The organism is Burkholderia sp. Tr-20355, from assembly GCF_017104685.1.
Taxonomy (GTDB): Bacteria; Pseudomonadota; Gammaproteobacteria; order Burkholderiales; family Burkholderiaceae; genus Burkholderia; species Burkholderia seminalis.
In genome coordinates this window covers 22,451-43,438 of the sequence record NZ_JAAGPK010000064.1, presented here as the reverse complement: position 1 = coordinate 43,438, position 20,988 = coordinate 22,451, and the positions used below count along the sequence as shown (strand labels likewise).

Annotated in this window: 24 protein-coding genes and 2 tRNA genes; 18 read left to right on the top strand and 8 right to left on the bottom strand. The window is 68.8% G+C overall.

The window, feature by feature from the left end; all coding sequences use genetic code 11:
* From G3N62_RS18215 to G3N62_RS18190, 6 genes are all read left to right on the top strand, one after another.
* On the top strand, positions 1–235 hold a 235-nt coding region (locus G3N62_RS18215), incomplete at its 5' end, for a hypothetical protein (RefSeq protein ID WP_206141272.1).
* A 129-nt stretch (positions 236–364) separates the two neighbouring features.
* Positions 365–1,477, top strand: coding sequence for a GTP 3',8-cyclase MoaA (gene moaA, locus G3N62_RS18210; protein ID WP_034186487.1), 1,113 nt, complete (start codon positions 365–367; stop codon positions 1,475–1,477).
* A gap of 29 nt (positions 1,478–1,506) precedes the next feature.
* Positions 1,507–2,124 carry a molybdenum cofactor guanylyltransferase MobA gene (mobA, locus tag G3N62_RS18205; RefSeq protein WP_124670464.1) on the top strand — a complete coding sequence of 206 codons (618 nt, stop codon included), beginning with the start codon at positions 1,507–1,509 and terminating at the stop codon, positions 2,122–2,124.
* Positions 2,125–2,238: 114 nt separating this feature from the next.
* Positions 2,239–3,537: a gephyrin-like molybdotransferase Glp gene (glp, locus tag G3N62_RS18200; RefSeq protein ID WP_124670465.1), complete on the top strand. Its 1,299-nt coding sequence runs from the start codon at positions 2,239–2,241 to the stop codon at positions 3,535–3,537.
* A 39-nt stretch (positions 3,538–3,576) separates the two neighbouring features.
* Positions 3,577–3,852 carry a hypothetical protein gene (locus G3N62_RS18195; protein WP_006476519.1) on the top strand — a complete coding sequence of 92 codons (276 nt, stop codon included), beginning with the start codon at positions 3,577–3,579 and terminating at the stop codon, positions 3,850–3,852.
* Positions 3,849–4,334, top strand: coding sequence for a GNAT family N-acetyltransferase (locus tag G3N62_RS18190; protein ID WP_034186484.1), 486 nt, complete (start codon positions 3,849–3,851; stop codon positions 4,332–4,334). Before G3N62_RS18195 ends, G3N62_RS18190 begins: the two co-directional genes overlap by 4 nt.
* Before the next feature lie 102 nt (positions 4,335–4,436).
* On the opposite strand, the gene rmuC is transcribed toward G3N62_RS18190, so the two are convergent.
* The 5 genes from rmuC to pncB all read right to left on the bottom strand — a co-directional run bounded on the left by rmuC (position 4,437) and on the right by pncB (position 10,407).
* A complete protein-coding gene (gene rmuC / locus G3N62_RS18185; RefSeq protein WP_124670466.1) occupies positions 4,437–5,915 on the bottom strand; it encodes a DNA recombination protein RmuC in 1,479 nt (492 codons plus the stop codon).
* On the bottom strand, positions 5,912–6,901 hold the full coding sequence (locus tag G3N62_RS18180; protein ID WP_124670467.1) for a D-glycerate dehydrogenase: 990 nt from the start codon (positions 6,899–6,901) through the stop codon (positions 5,912–5,914). The genes rmuC and G3N62_RS18180 overlap by 4 nt, the downstream gene beginning before the upstream one ends.
* 81 nt (positions 6,902–6,982) lie before the next feature.
* Entirely contained in the window at positions 6,983–8,413 is a 1,431-nt protein-coding gene (locus tag G3N62_RS18175) for a sodium:proton antiporter (protein WP_124670468.1), read from the bottom strand.
* 43 nt (positions 8,414–8,456) lie between these two features.
* A complete protein-coding gene (locus G3N62_RS18170) occupies positions 8,457–9,119 on the bottom strand; it encodes a lactate utilization protein C (protein WP_059560724.1) in 663 nt (220 codons plus the stop codon).
* 88 nt (positions 9,120–9,207) lie between these two features.
* Positions 9,208–10,407, bottom strand: coding sequence for a nicotinate phosphoribosyltransferase (pncB, locus tag G3N62_RS18165; RefSeq protein ID WP_034186480.1), 1,200 nt, complete (start codon positions 10,405–10,407; stop codon positions 9,208–9,210).
* Positions 10,408–10,694: 287 nt separating this feature from the next.
* On the opposite strand from pncB, the gene fdxA reads away from it, so the two are divergent.
* The 8 genes from fdxA to G3N62_RS18125 all read left to right on the top strand — a co-directional run bounded on the left by fdxA (position 10,695) and on the right by G3N62_RS18125 (position 15,042).
* Entirely contained in the window at positions 10,695–11,018 is a 324-nt protein-coding gene (gene fdxA, locus G3N62_RS18160; protein ID WP_006753067.1) for a ferredoxin FdxA, read from the top strand.
* 103 nt (positions 11,019–11,121) lie between these two features.
* Positions 11,122–11,197 (top strand) — tRNA-Asn (locus tag G3N62_RS18155).
* A gap of 71 nt (positions 11,198–11,268) precedes the next feature.
* Positions 11,269–11,344: transfer RNA gene (locus tag G3N62_RS18150), tRNA-Asn, on the top strand.
* 127 nt (positions 11,345–11,471) lie between these two features.
* Positions 11,472–11,957, top strand: coding sequence for a CreA family protein (locus tag G3N62_RS18145; RefSeq protein WP_034186479.1), 486 nt, complete (start codon positions 11,472–11,474; stop codon positions 11,955–11,957).
* Positions 11,958–12,020: 63 nt separating this feature from the next.
* A complete protein-coding gene (locus tag G3N62_RS18140) occupies positions 12,021–12,920 on the top strand; it encodes an AraC family transcriptional regulator (protein WP_124670470.1) in 900 nt (299 codons plus the stop codon).
* 87 nt (positions 12,921–13,007) lie between these two features.
* The gene (locus tag G3N62_RS18135; protein WP_034186477.1) at positions 13,008–13,760 is read left to right on the top strand and encodes an AzlC family ABC transporter permease; all 753 of its coding nucleotides are present in this window, start codon (positions 13,008–13,010) and stop codon (positions 13,758–13,760) included.
* Positions 13,757–14,095, top strand: coding sequence for an AzlD domain-containing protein (locus G3N62_RS18130; protein WP_034186476.1), 339 nt, complete (start codon positions 13,757–13,759; stop codon positions 14,093–14,095). The genes G3N62_RS18135 and G3N62_RS18130 overlap by 4 nt, the downstream gene beginning before the upstream one ends.
* A 161-nt stretch (positions 14,096–14,256) precedes the next feature.
* Positions 14,257–15,042, top strand: a complete 786-nt coding sequence (locus tag G3N62_RS18125; protein WP_034186475.1) for a DUF4088 family protein — start codon at positions 14,257–14,259, stop codon at positions 15,040–15,042.
* A gap of 128 nt (positions 15,043–15,170) precedes the next feature.
* Here the strand turns inward: G3N62_RS18125 and G3N62_RS18120 are convergent, their stop codons facing one another.
* Positions 15,171–15,572 carry a hypothetical protein gene (locus G3N62_RS18120; protein ID WP_034186474.1) on the bottom strand — a complete coding sequence of 134 codons (402 nt, stop codon included), beginning with the start codon at positions 15,570–15,572 and terminating at the stop codon, positions 15,171–15,173.
* A 269-nt stretch (positions 15,573–15,841) separates the two neighbouring features.
* Here G3N62_RS18120 and G3N62_RS18115 point away from each other — a divergent pair, with 269 nt between their 5' ends.
* The 3 genes from G3N62_RS18115 to fumC all read left to right on the top strand — a co-directional run bounded on the left by G3N62_RS18115 (position 15,842) and on the right by fumC (position 19,126).
* A complete protein-coding gene (locus G3N62_RS18115) occupies positions 15,842–16,060 on the top strand; it encodes an RNA-binding S4 domain-containing protein (protein WP_034186473.1) in 219 nt (72 codons plus the stop codon).
* Positions 16,061–16,197: 137 nt separating this feature from the next.
* Positions 16,198–17,586 carry a multidrug efflux MATE transporter NorM gene (norM, locus tag G3N62_RS18110; protein WP_034186472.1) on the top strand — a complete coding sequence of 463 codons (1,389 nt, stop codon included), beginning with the start codon at positions 16,198–16,200 and terminating at the stop codon, positions 17,584–17,586.
* A gap of 145 nt (positions 17,587–17,731) precedes the next feature.
* A complete protein-coding gene (gene fumC / locus G3N62_RS18105; RefSeq protein WP_034186471.1) occupies positions 17,732–19,126 on the top strand; it encodes a class II fumarate hydratase in 1,395 nt (464 codons plus the stop codon).
* Positions 19,127–19,172: 46 nt separating this feature from the next.
* Here fumC and G3N62_RS18100 read toward each other — a convergent pair whose 3' ends face one another.
* Both G3N62_RS18100 and G3N62_RS18095 read right to left on the bottom strand, forming a co-directional pair.
* Complete coding sequence (locus tag G3N62_RS18100) at positions 19,173–19,685, bottom strand: acyl-CoA thioesterase (protein ID WP_027811985.1); 513 nt, start codon at positions 19,683–19,685, stop codon at positions 19,173–19,175.
* Positions 19,686–19,816: 131 nt separating this feature from the next.
* On the bottom strand, positions 19,817–19,957 hold the full coding sequence (locus G3N62_RS18095; protein ID WP_167361865.1) for a hypothetical protein: 141 nt from the start codon (positions 19,955–19,957) through the stop codon (positions 19,817–19,819).
* A gap of 186 nt (positions 19,958–20,143) precedes the next feature.
* On the opposite strand from G3N62_RS18095, the gene G3N62_RS18090 reads away from it, so the two are divergent.
* Positions 20,144–20,851 carry a helix-turn-helix transcriptional regulator gene (locus G3N62_RS18090; RefSeq protein WP_124609140.1) on the top strand — a complete coding sequence of 236 codons (708 nt, stop codon included), beginning with the start codon at positions 20,144–20,146 and terminating at the stop codon, positions 20,849–20,851.
* Positions 20,852–20,988 lie beyond the last annotated feature (137 nt).

Here is a 20,988-nt window from a genome sequence, read left to right as displayed (position 1 = left end):
ACCGGCGCCGGCAGCCGCTCCCGCGCAACCGGCAGCCGCGCCCGCTTCGGCGAGCCTGGATGCCGTGCTGGAGCAAGCCGGCCTCGTCTGGGTGAACACGGACGCCGGCAAGCTCGCTGCCGCGCAGGAAGCCGCGTCGCAGCTCCCGCGCCCGGCCCGCGTGCCGCGCGAACGCAAGGTGCTGCCGCCGGCCGATACGGCCCCGATGCAGCAGGTCGAAACGACGCATCACTAAGTCGCATCGCCCGACCAGGAAAAGCCCGCCTCCGGCGGGCTTTTTCATGTCCGCGCTGCGGGTTTCCGCCCACCGGACCCGCTGGCCGCTTGCGGCTAAAATGGAGGTCTGATTCGCACTTCTTTCAACATGTCCCGACGCATCATTCCCCTCGCCGACGTCAGCGGGATGCCGGACGTCTCCGGCGTCGCGCATGCCCCCGACGGCACGCTGGCCGACACGCTCGCCAGGCCGCTGCGCGACCTGCGCATTTCGGTGACGGACCGCTGCAACTTCCGTTGCGTGTACTGCATGCCGCGCGCGGTCTTCGACAAGGACTACCCGTTCCTGCCGCACAGCGCCCTGCTCACGCACGAGGAGATCGAGCGCGTGGCGCGACTCTTTGTCGCACACGGCGTCGAGAAGATCCGCATCACGGGCGGCGAGCCGCTGCTGCGCAAGAATCTCGAATTCCTGATCGAGCGCCTCGCGCGCCTGACGACGCACGCCGGCCGCCCGCTCGACCTGACGCTGACCACCAACGGCTCGCTGCTCGCGCGCAAGGCGCGTGCGCTGAAGGACGCCGGGCTCACACGCGTGACGGTCAGCCTCGACGCGCTCGACGACGCGCTGTTCAAGCGCATGAACGATGCCGAGTTCGCGAGTGCCGACGTGCTCGACGGCATCTTCGCCGCGCAGGCGGCCGGCCTCGCGCCGGTCAAGGTCAACATGGTGGTGAAGCGCGGCACCAACGACAGCGAGATCCTGCCGATGGCCGAGCGTTTCCGTGGCACCGGCGTGGTCCTGCGCTTCATCGAATACATGGACGTCGGCACGTCGAACGGCTGGAACATGACCGAGGTGCTGCCGTCGGCCGACGTCGTCGCGCGGATCGCCGAACATTTCCCGCTGGTGCCGCTCGACGCGCACACGGCGGCCGAAACCGCGCAACGCTGGGGTTATGCGGACGGCAGCGGCGAGATCGGCGTGATCTCGAGCGTCACCCAGGCCTTTTGCGGCGACTGCACGCGCGCGCGGCTGTCGACCGAAGGCAAGCTGTACCTGTGCCTGTTCGCGTCGACGGGTCACGACCTGCGCGCGCTCGTGCGCGGCGGCGCGACCGACGCCGAGATCGCGACCGCGATCGCCCGCATCTGGCAGGCCCGCACCGATCGCTATTCGCAGCTGCGTGGCAGCGCATCGGCCGAGGCCATGCCCGACGGCACCGGCAAGCGTGTCGAAATGTCGTATATCGGCGGCTGACGCACGCCGCCCCGTTCCGCTTTCGCGCGATGCCCGCTTCCGCCTCCCCCTCGATCGCCGGCCTGCTGCTCGCAGGCGGGCGCGCCACGCGCATGGACGGCGTCGACAAGGGCCTGCAGTTGCTCGACGGCACGCCGCTCGCGCTGCACGTGCTGCGCCGGCTGTCGCCGCAGGTCGACGAGACGCTGATCAGCGCGAATCGCCACGCCGATCGCTATGCCGAGCTCGGCGCGCCGTTCGGCGCACGCATCGTCGCGGACGACACAACCGACTTCCCCGGCCCGCTCGCGGGCCTGCTCGTCGGCATGCGGGTGGCGCGCGCGCCGCTCGTCGCGTGCTCGCCGTGCGATACGCCCTACCTGCCCGCCGACCTCGTCGCGCGGCTGCACGCGGCGCTCGACGCGCAACAGGCCGACATCGCGATGGCCGTGACCGTCGATGCGCAGCAGGCGCGCTCGCCGCAGCCGACGTTCGCGCTGCTGCGCACGTCGCTGGCCGACGATCTGGCCGCCCGGCTCGCGGCCGGCGACCGCAAGGTGCGTGCGTGGTACGCACGCCACAAGACGGTCGAAGTCGAGTTTCGCGACGAGCGTGCGTTTTACAATGCCAATTCCTGGCAGGATCTCGCCGCGCTGGCCCGTCGCTGACGGCGCGTCCGTGCCGCTCCCGCCCGGTGCCCGCCGCACGCGACACTCGCGCCCAGGCACCCTCCTCGCGCCACCGGCCACGAACCCGATACGCCTTGCGGCGCAGTCCGACTGATGATCACGCAATCCTCGCCCGCCTCCCGAGCCGCACCCGATTCCGATGCCCCGCTGTCGCTCGCCGACGCACAGGCACTCGCGTGCCGTTTCGCGGCGCCGGTCGACGCGTGCGACACGGTGATGCTGCGTGATGCGCTCGACCGCGTGCTCGCGGCTGACGTGAACGCACCGTTCGACATTCCCGCGTACGACAACTCGGCGATGGACGGCTACGCATTCGACGGCAGCGCCGGCGCGCCCGCGACGCCGCAGGGCGACATCGCGATGACGGTCGCCGGCACCGCGTTCGCGGGTCATCCGTTCGATGGCGCCGTGGCAGCCGGCTCGTGCGTGCGCATCATGACGGGCGCGCCGATGCCGGCCGGATGCGACACGGTGATTCCGCAGGAACGCGTGCGCGTCGACGGCGACGCGATCCGTTTCGGCGCGCACGAAGTCTCGCGCGGCGCGAACTGCCGCAAGGCCGGCGAGGATCTCGCGCGCGGCGCCTGTGCGCTCGCCGCGGGCCGCATTCTGCGCCCGTCGGATCTCGGCCTGCTCGCCTCGTTCGGCGTCACCGACGTCACGGTGCGCCGCCGCGTGCGCGTCGCCGTGTTCTCGACCGGTGACGAGCTGCGCGAACCCGGTGAACCGCTCGCCCGCGGTGCGCTGTACGACAGCAATCGCGGCATGCTGATCGCGATGCTGGAAAGGCTGCATGTCGACGCGCTCGATCTCGGGATCGTCCGCGACGACCCGGCCGCGCTCGAAGCCGCGTTGCGCGACGCCATCGACGCGCAGGCCGACGCGGTGATCACGTCGGGCGGCGTCTCGGTCGGGGAAGCCGACTTCACGCGTGACGTGATGGCAAAACTCGGCGACGTGACGTTCGCGAGCCTCGCGCTGCGGCCCGGCCGGCCGCTCGCCTGCGGCACGCTCGCGCGTGCGGCCGGCGGCACCGGTCACGCGCTCTTCTTCGGGCTGCCCGGCAATCCGGTCGCGTCGGCCGTGACGTTCTACGCGATCGTGCGCCCGGCGCTGCTGACGCTGGCCGGCGCGCGGACGCCGCCGCCGGCGACGTACCCGGCGCTCAGCACGCAGCCATTGAAGAAGCGCCCCGGCCGCACCGAATACCTGCGCGGCATCGCGACACGCGCCGCCGACGGCCGCTGGCACGTCACGCCGGCCGACTCGCAGAGTTCCGCCTCGTTGAGCGGCCTCGCGGCCGCCAACTGTTTCATCGTCCTGGGCCACGATACCGCGGCAGTCGACGCGGGCACCCCGGTCGACATCCTGCCGCTCGACGGCCTGATCTGAATTCCACTATCGGTATATTTCTACGGGGGCAATCCGCACATGAAGAAACAAATCTCGTCGATCGCCGCGGGGCAGACCGCAAAGGCGCTGATCCTTGTGTATCTGACGTTCAGCGTGCCGATCGTGCTGCTCGGCATTCTCGTCGCGTACATCCGCTACGGGATGGTCGAACTGAGCACGATCCTGAGCGCACTGCTGCTGAACGCCATTCTCGGCTTCGTGCTGCTGTGGATCGCCTGCCACGCGTACAACTGGGTCGCGTCGCGCTTCGGCGGCATCGAGATCGTGCTGTCCGATCCGCCGGAGGAAGCGTGAGCGGCACGCCGCTGATCCGCGCGGCCGAAACACGCGACGTCGGCGCGATCCTCGCGCTGATGCGCGAACTGGCCGCGTTCGAAAAGCTCACGGATCTGTTCGTCGCGACCGAGGCCGATCTCGCCGATGCGTTGTTCGGCGAACACCCCGCCGCCGAAGCGCGGGTGGCCGAGCACGACGGTGCGATCGTCGCGTATGCACTGTTCTTCCACAACTATTCGACGTTCCTCGGCCGTCGCGGCCTCTACCTCGAGGATCTGTACGTGCAGCCGTCGCAGCGCGGCACGGGCCTCGGCACCGCGATGCTGCGTCATCTCGCGGCCCTGGCCGTCGAGCGCCGTTGCGCTCGCTTCGAATGGTCGGTCCTCGACTGGAACCAGCCCGCGATCGATTTCTACGAGAAGATGGGCGCGACCGTGCTGCCCGAATGGCGCATCGTCCGCGTCACGGGCGACGCGCTGGGTACACTCGCCGGACAATGAGCGCGGGCCGGCCGCGCCGGTGGTCGCTTCGGAAACTGCTTCAACGGAAAACGGACGCCTCGGCGCCCGTTTTTTCGTCCCGCTTGCTGTGGGCGACTCACGTCATGCGTCGTCCGCATCGGCGCCGTCAGCACCTTCCGCACCGAGCAGCCCGGCCGCCGTATCGCCCGGCAGCGCCTCGACCTGCTTCAGCTTGCGGCTCATCACGCGCGTACGCTGCTCGGCCGCCTCGATCGAGCGCGTGACCGTTTCGAGCTGCGACTTCGTGCGCGCGAGCACGTCGCCGAACTTGCCGAATTCCGTCTTGACCGCGCCGAGCACCTGCCACACCTCGCTCGAGCGCTGCTCGATCGCGAGCGTGCGGAACCCCATCTGCAGGCTGTTGAGCAGCGCGGTGAGCGTCGTCGGCCCGGCAATCGTCACGCGATAGTCGCGCTGCAGCAGGTCGGTCAGTCCGGGGCGGCGCAGAATCTCCGCGTAAAGCCCTTCCGTCGGCAAAAACAGGAGCGCGAAATCGGTCGTGTGCGGCGGCGCGACGTATTTCTCGGCGATCGTGCGCGCTTCCAGCCGCACGCGCGTCTCGAGCGCACGGGCCGCCTCCTCGACGGCCACCACGTCGGCGCGCTCCTGCGCATCGATCAGCCGCTCGTAGTCTTCGCGCGGGAATTTCGCATCGATCGGCAGCCACACGGGCGGCGCATCGCGCGTACCGGCGTCGCGCCCCGGCAACCGGATCGCGAATTCGACGCGCTCGGTGCTCTTCGGCACCGTTGCGACGTTCTTCGCGTACTGGTCGGGCGTCAGCATCTGTTCGAGCAACGCCTCGAGCTGCACTTCGCCCCAGGTGCCGCGCGTCTTCACGTTGGTCAGCACCTTCTTCAGGTCGCCGACGCCGGCCGCGAGCGTCTGCATTTCGCCGAGCCCGCGATGGACCTGTTCGAGCCGGTCCGACACGAGCTTGAACGATTCGCCGAGCCGCTGTTCGAGCGTCGCATGCAGTTTCTCGTCGACGGTACGGCGCATCTCCTCGAGTTTCGCCGCGTTGTTGGTCTCGATTTCCTTCAGCCGTTGTTCGAGCGTCGCGCGCACCTCGCCGATCCGGCGGTCGTTCGCCTCGGTCAGTTGCGTGAGTTGCCGGTTCAACGTGTCGCCGAACAACCGGAGCGCGCCCGTCTGCTCTTCGCGCGCCTGCTGCGCCTGGCGCTGCACGCTCTCGCGCATCGCGTCGAATTGCAGCGCATTGCCGGCGACGAGCTTGCCGAGCTGCTGCGCGAAACCCTCGATCTGGTTGTTCTGTACGGTCGCCACGCTCGTCAGCTGCGCGGCGAGCGTCTGCTGAAGCTGCGCGAAACTGCCGGCCAGCTCGGTGCGCGAGCCGCGCGCACTCTCGACGATCTCCCCGCGCAATTCGCGTTCGAGCCGCTCGACCGCGCGCGCCTGCGCGTGCGCGGCGTCCTCGATCTGGTCGCCGAGTACGGCCGCGTCGTCGTGACGGCCGCCGCCGCGCACGAGCGCGACGATCGCCACCGCGAGCGCGACGGCCAGCACGACGACCGCCGCAAGCAACAACGTCATCGTCATGCGCGCGGCTTCCCGATCACGTCAGGGTTGATCGGATTCGGCGGCTGACCGGCGCGCGGCCCCTCGCCCAGTGCGGCGATCAGGTTGTCGGCGGCGAGGTTCGCCATCGCGCGGCGCGTCTGTTCGGTCGCGCTCGCGATATGCGGCGTCAGCACGACGTTCGGCACCTCGAGCAGCGCCGGATGCACGGTCGGCTCGCCCTCGTACACGTCGAGGCCGGCCGCGGCGATCGTCCCGTCACGCAGCGCGGCAGCCAGCGCCGCGTCGTCGACGATCCCGCCGCGCGCGATGTTGGTCAGCGTCGCGGTGGGCTTCATCTTCGCGAGCTCGGCCGCACCGATCGTGTGATGGTTCTCCTTCGTGTACGGCAGCACGAGCACGACGTGATCGGCGCGTGCGAGCAGCGCATCCTTCGACACGTACTCGGCGTTCAGTTCGGCCTCGATCTCGGGCGCGACCCGTGAACGGTTGTGATAGATCACCTGCATCCCGAAGCCGCGCGCACGGCGCGCGAGCGCCTGGCCGATGCGGCCCATCCCGATGACGCCGAGCGTCGAGCCGTAGATGTCGGAGCCGAGAAAACCGTCGTACGCCCACTTCCGCCAGTGACCGGCGCGCAACCAGTGCTCGGATTCGGCGATCCGGCGCGCGGCGGCCATCATCAGCGCCCAGCCGAAATCGGCGGTCGACTCGTTCAGTACGTCGGGCGTATTGGTGCCGAGCACGTTCGCCGCGTTGAACGCGGCCATGTCGAAGTTGTTGTAGCCGACCGCCATGTTCGCCACGACGCGCAGGCGCGGGGCTGCCGCGAGCGTCGCCGCGCCGAGCGGGTCGCCGGCCGTCAGCGCGCCGTCCTTGTCGGCCAGACGCGCGGCGAGCGCATCGGGCGCGAGCGCGTCGCCGTCGTTCCAGTCGACGTCGAAATACTGCTTGAGCCGTTCGATCACGTCCGGAAAGATCGGACGCGCGACCAGGATCTTCTGCATCGCCATCTCCGTATGCCGCGGGCCGGTTGCGGCGCGCGCCGCGCCGCCGGGACCACCCGCGCTGGGTTGAAAGTCGTCAGGTTACGCCGGGAAGAAAATCAGCGACGTCAGCAGGAACACCGGGACCAGAATCACGAGTGCCCAGCCGAGGTACGCGAAGAAGCTCGGCATCTTCACGCCGCGCGACTCCGCGATCGCCTTCACCATGAAGTTCGGCGCGTTGCCGATATAACTGTTCGCGCCCATGAACACCGCACCCGCGGAAATCGCCGCGAGCGTCGATGCGCCCGTCGTCATCAGCGCCTGCGCATCGCCGCCCGCGAGGTTGAAGAACACGAGATACGTCGGCGCGTTGTCGAGGAACGACGACAGGATGCCCGTCGCCCAGAAGTACATCGCGTCGATCGGCTTGCCGTCCGGCCCCGTGACGAGATGGACGATCTGTGCGAACGCGCCGTCCGAGCCCGCGCGCAGGATCACGATGACCGGCGCGATCGTCACGAAGATCCCGGCAAACAGCTTCGCGACCTCCTCGATCGGCGCCCAGTTGAATGCGTTGCCCTCGCGCGCGGAACGCGGGGTGAGCGCGAGCGACGCGAGCGTCACCAGCACGAGCGCGACGTCGCGCACGAGATTCTGCAGCGCGACGTGCGTGCCCCACACGTCGAACGCGATGCCCGGCTTCCACACGCCGCTCATCAGCACGAGCGCGATCACGGCCGCGAGCAGCACGAAGTTGATCTTGCCGTCGATCGACAGTGCGGCGCCGTCGGGCGTCGGGTCGAGTACGGCCGGCCGCTCCTCGCCGCCCTTCCGGTAGAAGTACGTATCGAGCGCGAAGAACAGCGTCAGCAGCACGACGCAGATGAACAGCATCGGCAGCGCGAGATGGGTCGTCGTCCAGAAGAAGCTCACGCCGTTCAGGAAGCCGAGGAACAGCGGCGGATCGCCGAGCGGCGACAGCGAGCCGCCCGCATTCGCGACGAGGAAGATGAAGAAGATCACGACGTGCACGACATGCTTGCGGTTGTCGTTCGCGCGCAGGAGCGGCCGGATCAGCAGCATCGCGGCGCCCGTCGTGCCCATCACGCTCGCGAGCAGCGTGCCGAGCGCGAGGATCGCGGTGTTCAGCTTCGGCGAGCCGTGCAGGTTGCCGTTCACGCAGATGCCGCCCGCGACCGTATAAAGCGCGGTGAGCAGCACGATGAACGGAATGTATTCCTCGAGCAGCGCATGCACGAGCGTGCCGAACGCGGTGCCCGCGCCGAACGCGACCGCGAACGGGACCAGGAACACGACCGCCCAGCCGGCCGCGATCTTGCCGAAGTGGTGATGCCAGAACACCGGCGCGACGAGCGGGAACAGTGCGATCGACAGCAGGATCCCGGCGAACGGGATGCCCCAGAGTGCGGACAGCGCGGCACCGTCGAGCGTGGCGGCCGATGCAAGCGCGGGCGCCGCGCCAAGCGCGATTCCCGACGCCATGCCTGCCCAGGCGGCATGTCGTTTCATGCAGAACTTCCTTGTTCGAGTGGTAGCGGATGCAGCGGGCGCGTCATGCGCCGCGTACGACGATCACATGCACGCGATACGGGCCGTGCGCGCCCAGGACGATGGTCTGCTCGATGTCGCCCGTGCGCGACGGGCCCGACACGAAGTTGACCGCGCGCGGCAATTCGCCGCGCTCCGCGCGAATCAGCGCGAACGCGTCCTCATGCCCGGCGACGATCCGCGAAGCCGGTACGAGCGCGATGTGCGTTTCCGGCAGCAGGCCGGCCGATGCATAGGTGTCGGGGCCGGACAGCAGCACCAGCGAACCCGTTTCGGCGGTCGCGCAAAAGCAGCCGGTAAGGCCGACGAGATCGCCGTCGCGCGGCTTGCGGCACTCGACCGACAGGCCGGCGCCGGCCCAGTCGAGATCGGCCAGCGTGCGCCACGCGACGGCCTGCGCCGGCAGCCCGTGAGCGGAAAGATAGCGGGCGGCGGCGGCAGGCGCGTCGGCCAGCGTCGCGACTTCGTCGACCGTGGTCGACAGGCGCGCGGCTTCGTCGACGAAGGCGGCGACGAGGTCGGCCGGCGCCGGCGGGCGCGGGCCCGGCGGATGACGCGCGAGATAGTCGGCGACGCCGTCGCGCTCCGCTGCGTCGGGTTCGGCCGCGCGCCCCTGCGCCGCGCGGATGCGCGCGAGGATCTGGCGACGGGCAGCGGAAGTGTCCATGAACGGTCCTCGTGACGTTGGCGTGCAATACCGTCCGATTATACCGGCCGACCCTGCCGCCACGCACCTTCGGCCGCACGGCCGGCGCTCACTTCGACGCGTCTTCCTCGACCGGCTGCGCGATGCCGAACACCTGGCGCAGGTACGCGAGATACGCCTTGTCGTCGCACATGCTCTTGCCCGGCGAGTCCGACAGCTTCGCGACCGGCTGGCCGTTGCAGCGCACCATCTTGATCACGATCTGCAGCGGCACGTAGCCGAGATCGTTGGTGAGGTTCGTGCCGACGCCGAACGCGAGCTTGCAGCGCCCGCGGAACCGTTCGTACAACTGCATGACCTTCGGGATGTCGAGCGCGTCGGAGAACACGAGCACCTTGGTGCGCGGGTCGCAGCGGTTCGCCTCGTAGTGGCGCAGCATGCGCTCGCCCCATTCGAACGGATCGCCCGAGTCGTGGCGCGCGCCGTCGAACAGCTTGCAGAAGTACATGTCGAAGTCGTTCAGGAACGCATCCATCCCGTAGACGTCCGACAGCGCGATCCCGAGGTCGCCGCGATATTCCTTCGCCCACATCTCGAAACCGTAGATCTGCGAATCGCGCAGCCGCGGGCCGAGCGCCTGGCATGCCTGCAGGTACTCGTGCGCCATCGTGCCGAGCGGCGTGATGTCGTGCTTCATCGCGTACAGCACGTTGCTCGTGCCCGCGAACTGCGGGCCGAGCCCGTCGCGCAGCGTGAGCGCGACTTCCTCGTGCCAGACCTTCGAGAAACGCCGGCGCGTGCCGTAGTCGGCGATCTTGCAGTCGGCGAACTCGGGTTCCGCGCCGAGCAGCTTGATCTTCTCGCGCAGCCGCTCGCGGCCCTCGCGATAGTCGGGCTCGCGCTGGGTGTTGCGGAAATAGACTTCGTTGACGATCGCGAGCACCGGGATCTCGAACAGGATCGTGTGCAGCCACGGCCCCTCGATCACGATGTCGATCTCGCCGTTGCCCTTCGGCGACGGCGTGATCGAGATGTATTTCTCGTTCAGGTGGAACAGCGCGAGGAAGTCGACGAAATCGCTCTTGATGAAGCGCATCCGCCGCAGGTAGTCGAGTTCGACGTCGGAAAAGCGCAGCGCGCACAGGCCGCGCACCTCGTCGCGGATCTCGTCGATGTACGGCACGAGGTCGACGCCGGGCGTGCGGCACCGGAAGCGGTACTCGACGTTTGCAGCCGGAAAGTGATGCAGGACGACCTGCATCATCGTGAACTTGTAGAGATCCGTGTCGAGCAGCGAAGTGATGATCATGGTGACGGCACCGCCAATATCGAGACAGGGCACCTGCGCACCGCGCGCCGCCCGGTCAGGCGGCCATGTTACCCGAATGCGGGACCGACCATCGGGAAACCGCCCGCGGCCCTGCTCCCGTCGCGCAGGCGCGCCGCGCACGCGCCTGCGTTGCGCACCCCATAAACTAATCACGAAACGATATAAGCCGGATAGCCGACCACGCGATGCGGGTTTGGCGCTTCAGTTACAATGCCGCTTTTGGCGCAAACGCCACCCCATATATACCGCCAAGCAGGAGCGTTTTAATGACTCACGTTGTGACCGAAGGCTGCATCAAGTGCAAATACACGGATTGCGTGGATGTGTGCCCGGTGGATTGCTTCCGTGAAGGTCCCAACTTTCTCGCCATCGATCCGGACGAGTGCATCGACTGCGCCGTGTGCGTCGCCGAGTGCCCGACCAATGCGATCTATGCCGAAGAAGACGTTCCGGGCGACCAGCAGCAGTTCACCGAGCTGAACGCCGAGCTGGCCAAGAACTGGCCGTCGATCACCAAGACCAAGCCGGCACCGGCCGACGCGGACGAGTGGAAGGACGTGCAGGAGAAGCTGCACCTGCTCGAGCGCTGATCGCGCGGCGGCCGCAGAAATTTTTTTGTAGATCGCGGCCCGAAGGTATTGACAGGTTAGCGACCACTCCATACAATCTCGTTTCTCTGCTGTTGTTGTTTGTTCCCCGATAGCTCAGTCGGTAGAGCGCCGGACTGTTAATCCGTAGGTCCCTGGTTCGAGCCCAGGTCGGGGAGCCAAAAACACGAAGGCCCGTTGAAAGTGGACGGGTTTTTTGTTGGAAACAACGCACGCAGATGTACCGATTTATTCCCCGATAGCTCAGTCGGTAGAGCGCCGGACTGTTAATCCGTAGGTCCCTGGTTCGAGCCCAGGTCGGGGAGCCAAACAATGAAAGGCCCGTCATTCGACGGGCCTTTTGTTTTTCCGGCCACCCTTCCGCGTTTCCGCCGTTCATCGCCCCGTCGCGCGCATGCTAGAGTCTCTGTCCCGCATTCGCATCCGGTTCCGTCGATGAAGCATCGTCTCCTGCGCTCCGCCCCGTTCGCCCTCCTGTTCTCCGCCTTCGCCGCGGCACCGCTCGCGCACGCGGAGGAAGTCGGCAGCGTCAACACCCATTTCCGCGTCACGGGCTCCGACCGCGTGGTCGTCGAAGCGTATGACGATCCGGTCGTGAACGGCGTGACCTGCTACGTATCGCGCGCCCGCACCGGCGGGATCAAGGGCACGCTCGGCGTGGCCGAGGATCCGAGCGAGGCGTCGATCGCCTGCCGGCAGGTCGGGCCGATCAGCTTCAAGGAGCCGCTCAAGCAGCAGACCGACGTGTTCAGCGAACGCATGTCGTTCATCTTCAAGACGCTGCACGTCGTGCGCGTGGTCGACCAGAAGCGCAACACGATCGTCTACCTGACCTACAGCGACCGGATCGTCAGCGGCAGCCCGAAGAATGCCGTCACCGCGGTGCCGATGCCGGCCGGCACGACGATTCCGGTCAAGTAACGCGCACACCGGCCGGGCGCGCGAGCGATACACTGTCGTGTCCGACCGCTCCCGCGCCCGATCATGTCCGCCACCCGCCTTCCCGACGCCGCACGCTACTGGCGCACGCCGCTGCTGCCGGACGCGGATCTCCTCACGGCGACCTATCGCGACCACGCGTTCGCGCCGCACTGGCACGACGCGTACACGATCCCCGTGATTCTCGAGGGCGCGGAACGCTTCACCTATCGCGGCAACGGCTATGTCGCCGAAACGGGCACCGTGCCCGTGATCAATCCCGGTGAAGTGCATACGGGTTCGCGCGCAACCGACGAAGGCTGGTGCTATCGCGTCAGCTACCTGCCGGTCGAATTCGTCCGCGGACTCGCGAGCGCGATCGCCGGCCGCCCGCAGGATGCGCCGTGGTTTGCCTCCGACGTGATTCGCGACGCCGATCTCGCCGCAAGGCTCACCCTCGCGCACCGGATGATGGAAGCCGGCAGCGAGCGCGCGCTGTCGTCGCATGCGCACGGGCAGCCGGCCGGCGATCCGGCAGCCGACGCACCGCGCATCTACGATCCGCTCGCCGCCGAAACGGCGATGCTCGACGCACTGTCGACGCTGATCGTGCGCCATGCCGACGCGCGGCCGCGACCGGCGCCGCTCGCGGCCGACGAACCGCGCGTCGACGCGATGCGCGAGCGGCTCGCGGCCAATCTCATGTGCACGGTGACGCTCGATGACGTCGCGCAGGCAGCCGGCCTGTCGCCGTTCCACGCGGCACGCCTGTTCACGCGCACCACCGGCATGCCGCCGCATGCGTGGCGCAACCAGTTGCGGCTGCAGCGCGCGCTGGCGCCGCTGCGCGCGGGCGTGCCCGTCGCCGACGTCGCGGCGGCCAGCGGCTTCGTCGACCAGAGCCACTTCACGCGACACTTCAAACGGATGTTCGGGGTTCCGCCCGGGCGCTGGCAGGCGAGCTGACGCGGCCGCCCACGCATTCGCGAGCGCAAGAACATACAAGCCGGCCCGCCACCGGCCCGCTATCCTCCCGTTCATGGAGGAGCCCCTTTGAACCCGACACCCGCCTCGCCCCCTCGCCGCCCGCTCAACGAATGGCTCGACGGCGCGCGCGACACGATTCCGATGATGATCGGCGCAGCACCGTTCGGCGTGATTTTCGGCACGCTCGTCGGCGGCGGCCCGCTCGCCGCATGGCACGGCGCACTGATGTCGCTCGCCGTGTTCGCGGGCTCCGCGCAATTCATCGCGCTCGGCCTGATCGCGGGCAGCGCGAGCTTCGTCGTCGTGCTCGCGACCACGCTGATCGTGAACCTGCGCCACCTGCTGTACAGCGCGACGCTCGCGCCCTACGTCGCACACCTGCCGCTGCGCTGGCGTGCCACGCTCGGCGCGTTGATGACCGACGAGGTGTTCGCGGTCGCCCATGCGCACTACCGGCACTTCGCGCCCGGCACGGTTGGCCCCCACTACTTTTTCGGCTCCGGGCTTGCGATGTACCTGAACTGGCAGGTCTGGACGCTCGCGGGCATCGGCTTCGGCGCGGCGTTCCCGGGCCTGCAGTCGCTCGGACTCGATTTCGCGATGGCGGCGACCTTCATCGCGATCGTGGTCCCGCAGCTCGGCACGTTGCGCTATTTCGCGGCGGCCGCGACGGCCGGCACGCTCGCCTGCTTCTGGCAGGGCTGGCCGTACAAGCTCGGGCTGCTCGGCGCGGTCGCCGCCGGCGTCGCGATCGGCGTCACGCTCACGTTGCTGCACGAACGCAGGCGCACCGGCTCGCGCACGGAGGCGACATCGTGAGCTACGCGCTGCTGATCCTCGGGATGGCCGTCATCACCTACGCGATCCGCTCGACGCTGTTCCTGTTCGGCGAGCGGCTGACCTTCCCGCCGCTCGTGCGGACCGCGCTCGGCTTCGTGCCCGTGACCGTGCTGACGGCGATCATCGTGCCGATGACCGTCTCGCCGCACGGCGGCCCGGCCGAGCTGACCTGGCGCAATCCGCAGCTCGTCGGCGCGCTCGCCGCCGTGCTCGTGTCGGCGGCAACCCGCCGCCCGCTCGTGACGATCGCCGCGGGGCTCGCGGCGTTCTTCTTCTGGCAAGGGGTCGTGATCCCGCACTGGCTGCCCGCCTGAGCGGACGCTCTACCGCGCACGCTCAAGTTTCCGCCCGGCGCGCCGATATAGAGGATGAAGACCCGCCACCGGCCTCGGCGCGCACCGGTCAGTCGACGCTGCGCCCGCCCCGGTGCGCCGTGCCGGCCGTCGGCTTGCGCGGGCCGCCATCGAGACGATTCATGGGCCAGATCACCCTTTCCCTCAAGGACGACACGCTCGAGTCCCTGCGCAAGGACTACGACGCGTTCGTCCGCGTGTCGCTGAAACTCGACCCGCAGTTCGCGACACCGTCGTTCGAGGATTTCCTGCGCGCCAAGCTGCTCGACAACATGGTGCCGCTGACCGAACACGCGGTGCAGCGGATGCTGCAGGGCGGCCAGTACGCATGGGCCAAGCGCACGCTCGACAAGGAGTTTCCGGACGTCGTCGCGATCCTGATGCGACAGGCCGGCGAATTCGGCTTCGGCTTCGCGTCGCGCTCCGAATGGACCCCCGACGAACTCGCGAAAGCGTGCCGCGACTGGGCGAAGGCGATCGTCGCCGAAGCGCAGGGCGACCCGTCGCTGATCGACCCGCTCGCGTCGCAGATCAAGGGCGCGGCGCAGGACATCCAGGCGCTCGAGGAGCTGATGCAGACGCCTGCGTGGCGGCTCGCCGAATCGTTGCGCCAGCGCATCTACGAGGCCAAGCTCGCGTGCGAGATGAGCGTCGGCAGCACCGCGCGCGACAAGCTCGGCGAACTGCGCGGGCTGCTGCGGCTGGGCCTTGCGCACGGCTCGTTCCAGAAGCAGGAAGCGCAGCAGATCATGGAGTACCTGCGGCTGCTGAAGCCGGAGATCTTCGTCGAGGAACCGTACGACGTCTTCGCACGGCTCGCCGCGTGGCTGCGCAGCGTGTTCACGCCGGCCGCCGTGCGACCGTCGCAGGGACAACCGGGACAAGGGCAAGGACAGCGCCGGCCATGACCGCGCACCCATCCCGCTGACAGCATGAACCCATGAAAACGGCCCGGCTCGCATGAGGCGAACCGGGCCGTCGGACCGCTGCCGGCGCGACGCCCGGGGGGCGAGCGTCGCGCGGCGCCGGGCGTCGCTTACTGCGTGGCGCCCTGGGCCGATGCACCGCCTTGCGCGCCGACCGACGCGCCGCCTTCGGTCGCTTCGCCGGCTTTCGCCTTGGCGGCGCCGACATGGCCCTTGGCCGACTTCGCGGCATGCTTCGTGTGCTTCTTGGCCGAATGGACGGCCGACGACGCGGTATCCTTCGCGCCGTCGGCTGCCGCGCCGACCGCATCGGTTGCGCCGCCGACCGCGTTGCCCGACGCGTTCGCGCCGGCGCTGCCCTGTACGCCTGCGCCGACACCTGCGGCCGGCGTCTGTGCCTGCACGCCGGCACCGGCTGCACCCTGCGCCGCCGTCCCCGTCTGGGCAAATGCGGCCGAAGTAGCGAACGCCGTCAGCGCGGCACCGATCAGCATCGTACGAATCTTGGACATGGCAATTCTCCTCGAGAAGTTGTGAGCCCGGACCGCTGCGATGCGGTCCGTCGCGTCCCCGCCGCAACACGCAGCAGGTACGACAAAAGACCCGCGGCGCGCCCGGCCGGTTCTCGAATCTCTCAGACTGTTACCCACCGTTTCATTTGCTGACGAATCGCTCACAGTCCTTAACAACTGCGGGCCGTGGCGGCCCGCGCTCGCGCGTCGGCCCGCGGTGCCGTATGATGCGGAGCGTTTCCTCCCGCGCCTTGCGCACCTCCTTCGTCATGCCCAACCTGGATTTCACGCTGACCGGCGAATACGTCGAGCTGCACAACCTTCTCAAGATCACCGGCCTCGCGGACAGCGGCGGGAGCGCGAAAGTGATCGTCGCGTCCGGCGCGGTCAAAGTCGACGGCGCGGTCGAGCTGCGCAAGACCTGCAAGATCCGCGCGGGCCAGGTCGTGCTGCTCGGCGACACGCGCATCGCGGTGCGCGAGGCCTAGCACCCGCGGCGTTCCCCCTGTCCGCGACATGGCCATCGGCGCACGCGTTCGACACCGTACGAATAAAGCCGTAACCTAGCCGTCTCTCAAAATAAATACATACAGCGCGGGCCCGCACCCGCGCGAGCGCCCATTCCATGTCGCATTCCGGTCTTACGCGGACGGCCGCCGCGCCGCCGTCGCTATCCAGTCACGCCGCCGATACCGCGCGCCTCGCCGCGCCACTCGCGATCGCGCAACTTTCCCAGATGGCGATGAGCGTCACCGACACGGTGCTGCTCGGTTCGCTCGGCCCCGATTCGCTCGCGGCGGGCGGGCTCGGCGCGAACTTCTTCTTCGTCATCGTCACGATCCTGCAGGGCGTGCTGTCGTCGGTCAGCGTGAGCGTCGCGCACGCGCGCGGCGCGCAGGCCGAGGACCGCGTGCCGCACATCTACTGGACGGGCTTCGCGCTGTCGGTGCTGCTCGCGATCCCGGCGATCGTCGCGCTGTCGCTGTCCGAACCGATCCTGCTGATGTTCCACGAGCCGCCGCTGCTCGCGCATCACGTCGGCGAATACACGGGCATCCTGCGCTACGCGGCGCTCGGCAGCCTGATCGGCGTCGGGCTGATGCGGGCATTCCTGCCGGCGATCGGCGCCGCGCGGCGGCTGCTGTGGGTGTCGATCGGCGGCGTCGGCGTCAACGGCGTGCTGAACTACGGGCTGATCCACGGCGCGTTCGGGCTGCCGCGCCTCGGTTTTCTCGGCTCGGCCGTCGCGACGACGATCACGATCTGGCTCACCGCGCTCGCCCTGATCTGGCTGCTGCACGGCCGGCGGCGCTTCCGCCATTTCGTGACCGCGTCGCGCCCGAAGCTGCCCACGATGGGCGAACTGATCGGCATCGGCTGGCCCGTCGCGATCACGTACGGGGTCGAATCGACGCTGTTCCTCGCCACCGGCCTCACGGTCGGCGTGCTGGGCGCGACGTCGCTTGCCGCGCACCAGATCGCGCTGAACGTCGCGTCGGTGTCGTTCATGGTGCCGCTCGCGATCGGCCAGGCCGCCAACGTGCGCGTCGGCTACTGGGTCGGCGCGGGTTCGCCCGTCGCCGCGCGGCACGCGGGCTTCGTCGCACTCGCGCTCGGCGTCGCGTTCATGTCGCTGTCGGGCGTCGTGATGATCGTCGCGCCGCATACGATCGTCGGCCTGTACCTGAATCTCGACGACCCGGCCAACGCGGCCACGGTGTCGCTCGCCGCCTCGCTGCTCGGCATCGCCGCGGTGTTCCAGATCGTCGACGGCATGCAGACCGTCGCGTCGGGCGCGCTGCGCGGCCTGAAGGACACGCGCATCCCGATGCTCGCGGCGACCTTCGGCTACTGGGGCATCGGCTTCCCGACCGGCTACTGGTTCGCGTTCCACGCGGGCCTCGGCGCACGCGGCCTGTGGTGGGGGCTCGCCGCCGGCCTCGCGAGCGTCGCCGCGCTGATGGCATGGCGCTTTCATTTGAAAACCGCGTCGCTCGTCGCGACGCGGCACTGAGCGCGACACGACGCGAAATCGCGACCGGCGCTATGCTTGTCGGCTGAACACCTCGAGACGCCGCGCGAGCGGCGCGACTGCCTCACGATACGCCTGATGCCGCGCGACGACGCGCGGCCTTTCCCCTTTCCAGGAGGAGTGCATCATGAACGAAGCAGTTCGGATGGAACGCGACACGTTCGGCGAAATCGCCGTGCCGGCCGACCGACTTTGGGGCGCGCAAACCGAGCGCTCGCTGCAGAATTTCCGGATCTCGACCGAGAAACAGTCGCCCGAGCTGATCCACGCGCTGGCGATCGTCAAGCGCGCCGCGGCGGCCGTGAACCAGTCGCTCGGCGTGCTCGCCGACGACAAGGCGCGCGCGATCATCGACGCGGCCGACGAGATCATCGCCGGCAAGCATCCGCGCGAATTCCCGCTCGCGGTGTGGCAGACGGGCTCCGGCACGCAGACCAACATGAACCTCAACGAGGTGATCGCGAATCGCGCGAGCGAGCTGCTGGGCGGCGAGCGCGGCGAAGCGCGCAAGGTCCATCCGAACGACGACGTGAATCGCGGCCAGTCGTCGAACGACGTGTTCCCGACCGCGATGCACATCGCGGCCGCGTACGCGATCGTCAATCATCTGCTGCCGGCGCTGCGCACGCTGCGCGCGACGCTCGACGCGAAGTCGAAGGCGTTCGCCGACATCGTGAAGATCGGCCGCACCCACCTGCAGGACGCGACGCCGCTCACGCTCGGCCAGGAGTTTTCCGGCTACGTCGCGCAGCTCGACCAGGGCATCCGTCACGTCGAATCGGCGCTGCCGCACCTGTACGAGCTCGCGCTCGGCGGCACCGCGGTCGGCACCGGGCTGAACGCGCATCCGGAGTTCGCGGTGCGCGTCGCCGACGAGATCGGCCGGCTCGCGAAGCTGCCGTTCGTGACGGCGCCGAGCAAGTTCGAGGTGATGGCGGCCGCCGATGCGCTGGTCTTCGCGCACGGCGCGCTGAAAACGGTCGCGGCGGGCCTGATGAAGATCGCGAACGACGTGCGCTGGCTCGCGAGCGGGCCGCGCTGCGGGCTCGGCGAACTGTCGATTCCGGAAAACGAGCCGGGCAGCTCGATCATGCCGGGCAAGGTGAACCCGACGCAGTCGGAAGCCGTGACGATGCTGTGCTGCCAGGTGTTCGGCAATGACGTCGCGGTCAACGTCGGTGGCGCAAGCGGCAATTTCGAGCTGAACGTGTTCCGGCCGATGATCGCGCACAACGTGCTGCAGTCGGTGCGGCTGCTCGCCGACGGCGCGCAGAGCTTCAACGACCACTGCGCGGTGGGCATCGAACCGAACCGCGCGCGGATCGACCTGCTGCTGAACGAGTCGCTGATGCTCGTGACGGCGCTCAATCCGCACATCGGCTACGACAAGTCCGCGCAGATCGCGAAGAAGGCGCACAAGGAAGGCACGACGCTGAAGGCGGCCGCGCTGGCGCTCGGCTACCTGACCGAGGCGGAATTCGATGCGTGGGTGCGCCCCGAGCAGATGATCGGGACGCGCTAGGGGCAGGACGACGGGCGCGGCGCGTCGAGCGCGGCGCCCGCTGCGGTCAGACCGTGCCCTTCGCGACTTCTTCCGGTTTCATCTCGACGATCTTGTCGAGCGCGGCCCGTACGTCGGCCGCATATTTCGCGAGTACCTTCTGCTCGTCGGTCTCGGGCACGAACGGCGGCACCGGCACCGGGTTGCCGTTCTCGTCGACCGCGACGAACACGACGAGGCAGTCGGTCGTCTGGCGCAGCACGCCGCCCTTCGGGTCCCCCGCGTGCACGGACACATGGATGTGCATGCTGGTGCGGCCCGTCGCCACGACGCGCGCCTTCAGCTCGACCAGGTTGCCGACCAGGATCGGACGCTGGAATCGGATGTTGCCGACACTGACCGTCACGCAATAGCGGCTCGACCAGACGGCCGCGCACGCATACGCGACCTCGTCGATCCACTTCATCAACGCGCCGCCGTGCACCTTGCCGCCGAAGTTCACGGACGAAGGCTCGGCGAGGAAGCGGAATACGGTTTCGGTACGGTCGAGGGCGGCCGGCACGGGGGACGGTTGGGGCATCGTTCTGGCTCCAGGCGGCAGGGGCGCTGTAATCGGGCCATTATACGTTGCAGTGCGGCAATGCGTCGCGGCCAGCCCCGCATGGCGCGGCCGCGGCGGCGCCACCCGCCCCGCGCGCGCAGCGCCGCCGGTCAGCGGCGCACCGTGACACCCTGGTCGATCGTCCCGTACATCTCGATACTGCCGCCCTGCCCGCCGGCGGCGCCCGCGCCGCCCTGCGCACAGGCCGCGCAGACGAGCGCGGCGGCCAACATGCAGAAAATCGTCTTCATCGTTGCATCGTGTCACATGCGGCGGCCCGCTGCCGCCGCGTCCGGCCCATTCTACGCGCGCCGCAACGGGCCGCAGCCAGGCTGCCGCGGGACGGCGCCGCCGCATCCGACATTTCATCCGGATACGAAACATCGAATGCGCACACCCACTACACTGCCCCTCATCCCGCTTGACGAGAGACGACGATGACCGATCAAGACGACCACCACTTTCCGGGCCTGAGCCGCATCGGCGCACTGATCGCCGACCCCGGCCGCGCCGCGATGCTGTGGGTGCTGATGGACGGCAGCGCGCGGCCGGCCGGTGAATTGACGATGATCGCGGGGCTGTCGCCGTCCGCGGCAAGCGCGCACCTCGCGCGGCTGACCGAAGGCGGCCTGCTCGCGCTCGACGTGCGCGGCCGGCACCGCTACTACCGCATCGCGTCGGCCGACATCGCGGCGTCGCTCGAGGCGCTCGCGAACGTCGCCCGCGCGGCTGCGCCGCACCGCCCGGTACCGGCGCCGTCGCGCACGGTACCGGCCGAACTGCGCTACGCGCGCACCTGCTACGACCACATGGCCGGCGAACTTGCGGTGCGCATTTTCGACGGGCTCACCGCCCGCGGCTGGCTGCTCGCGGACGGCGACGCGATCGAAGCCACCGAGCTCGGCACGCAGGCCCTCGCGCAATGGGGCATCGACGTCGCGCAGCAGCGCACGCGCCGGCGCCGCTTCGCATGCGGCTGCCTCGACTGGAGCGAGCGGCGCTCGCATCTGGGCGGCGCGCTCGGCGCGGCGCTGCTCGAAAGCTTCTGTGCGCACGGCTGGATCGAACGTTCCGCACGGCCGCGGGTGCTGCGCGTCACCGTGCCCGGCCAGCAGGTTTTCGACGCGTGGCTTACGTCCGCTTGACGCCCGCATTGCGGCTGCACGACAGCGGCACGCGACAGACAGGTTTTGTTACACCGCGTGCCATCCGACTTACAAAACACCGAGCATTGAAACAGGCCGAGCGGATATTGTGAACTCAACGGCACGAATCGACGCGC

Coding starts and splice junctions, on each gene's coding strand:
- moaA (WP_034186487.1), top strand. CDS start 365: ATGTCCCGACGCATCATTCCCCTCGCCGACGTCAGCGGGATGCCGGAC.
- mobA (WP_124670464.1), top strand. CDS start 1,507: ATGCCCGCTTCCGCCTCCCCCTCGATCGCCGGCCTGCTGCTCGCAGGC.
- glp (WP_124670465.1), top strand. CDS start 2,239: ATGATCACGCAATCCTCGCCCGCCTCCCGAGCCGCACCCGATTCCGAT.
- G3N62_RS18195 (WP_006476519.1), top strand. CDS start 3,577: ATGAAGAAACAAATCTCGTCGATCGCCGCGGGGCAGACCGCAAAGGCG.
- rmuC (WP_124670466.1), bottom strand. CDS start 5,915: ATGACGATGACGTTGTTGCTTGCGGCGGTCGTCGTGCTGGCCGTCGCG.
- G3N62_RS18180 (WP_124670467.1), bottom strand. CDS start 6,901: ATGCAGAAGATCCTGGTCGCGCGTCCGATCTTTCCGGACGTGATCGAA.
- G3N62_RS18175 (WP_124670468.1), bottom strand. CDS start 8,413: ATGAAACGACATGCCGCCTGGGCAGGCATGGCGTCGGGAATCGCGCTT.
- G3N62_RS18170 (WP_059560724.1), bottom strand. CDS start 9,119: ATGGACACTTCCGCTGCCCGTCGCCAGATCCTCGCGCGCATCCGCGCG.
- pncB (WP_034186480.1), bottom strand. CDS start 10,407: ATGATCATCACTTCGCTGCTCGACACGGATCTCTACAAGTTCACGATG.
- fdxA (WP_006753067.1), top strand. CDS start 10,695: ATGACTCACGTTGTGACCGAAGGCTGCATCAAGTGCAAATACACGGAT.
- G3N62_RS18145 (WP_034186479.1), top strand. CDS start 11,472: ATGAAGCATCGTCTCCTGCGCTCCGCCCCGTTCGCCCTCCTGTTCTCC.
- G3N62_RS18140 (WP_124670470.1), top strand. CDS start 12,021: ATGTCCGCCACCCGCCTTCCCGACGCCGCACGCTACTGGCGCACGCCG.
- G3N62_RS18125 (WP_034186475.1), top strand. CDS start 14,257: ATGGGCCAGATCACCCTTTCCCTCAAGGACGACACGCTCGAGTCCCTG.
- G3N62_RS18120 (WP_034186474.1), bottom strand. CDS start 15,572: ATGTCCAAGATTCGTACGATGCTGATCGGTGCCGCGCTGACGGCGTTC.
- G3N62_RS18115 (WP_034186473.1), top strand. CDS start 15,842: ATGCCCAACCTGGATTTCACGCTGACCGGCGAATACGTCGAGCTGCAC.
- norM (WP_034186472.1), top strand. CDS start 16,198: ATGTCGCATTCCGGTCTTACGCGGACGGCCGCCGCGCCGCCGTCGCTA.
- fumC (WP_034186471.1), top strand. CDS start 17,732: ATGAACGAAGCAGTTCGGATGGAACGCGACACGTTCGGCGAAATCGCC.
- G3N62_RS18100 (WP_027811985.1), bottom strand. CDS start 19,685: ATGCCCCAACCGTCCCCCGTGCCGGCCGCCCTCGACCGTACCGAAACC.
- G3N62_RS18095 (WP_167361865.1), bottom strand. CDS start 19,957: ATGAAGACGATTTTCTGCATGTTGGCCGCCGCGCTCGTCTGCGCGGCC.
- G3N62_RS18090 (WP_124609140.1), top strand. CDS start 20,144: ATGACCGATCAAGACGACCACCACTTTCCGGGCCTGAGCCGCATCGGC.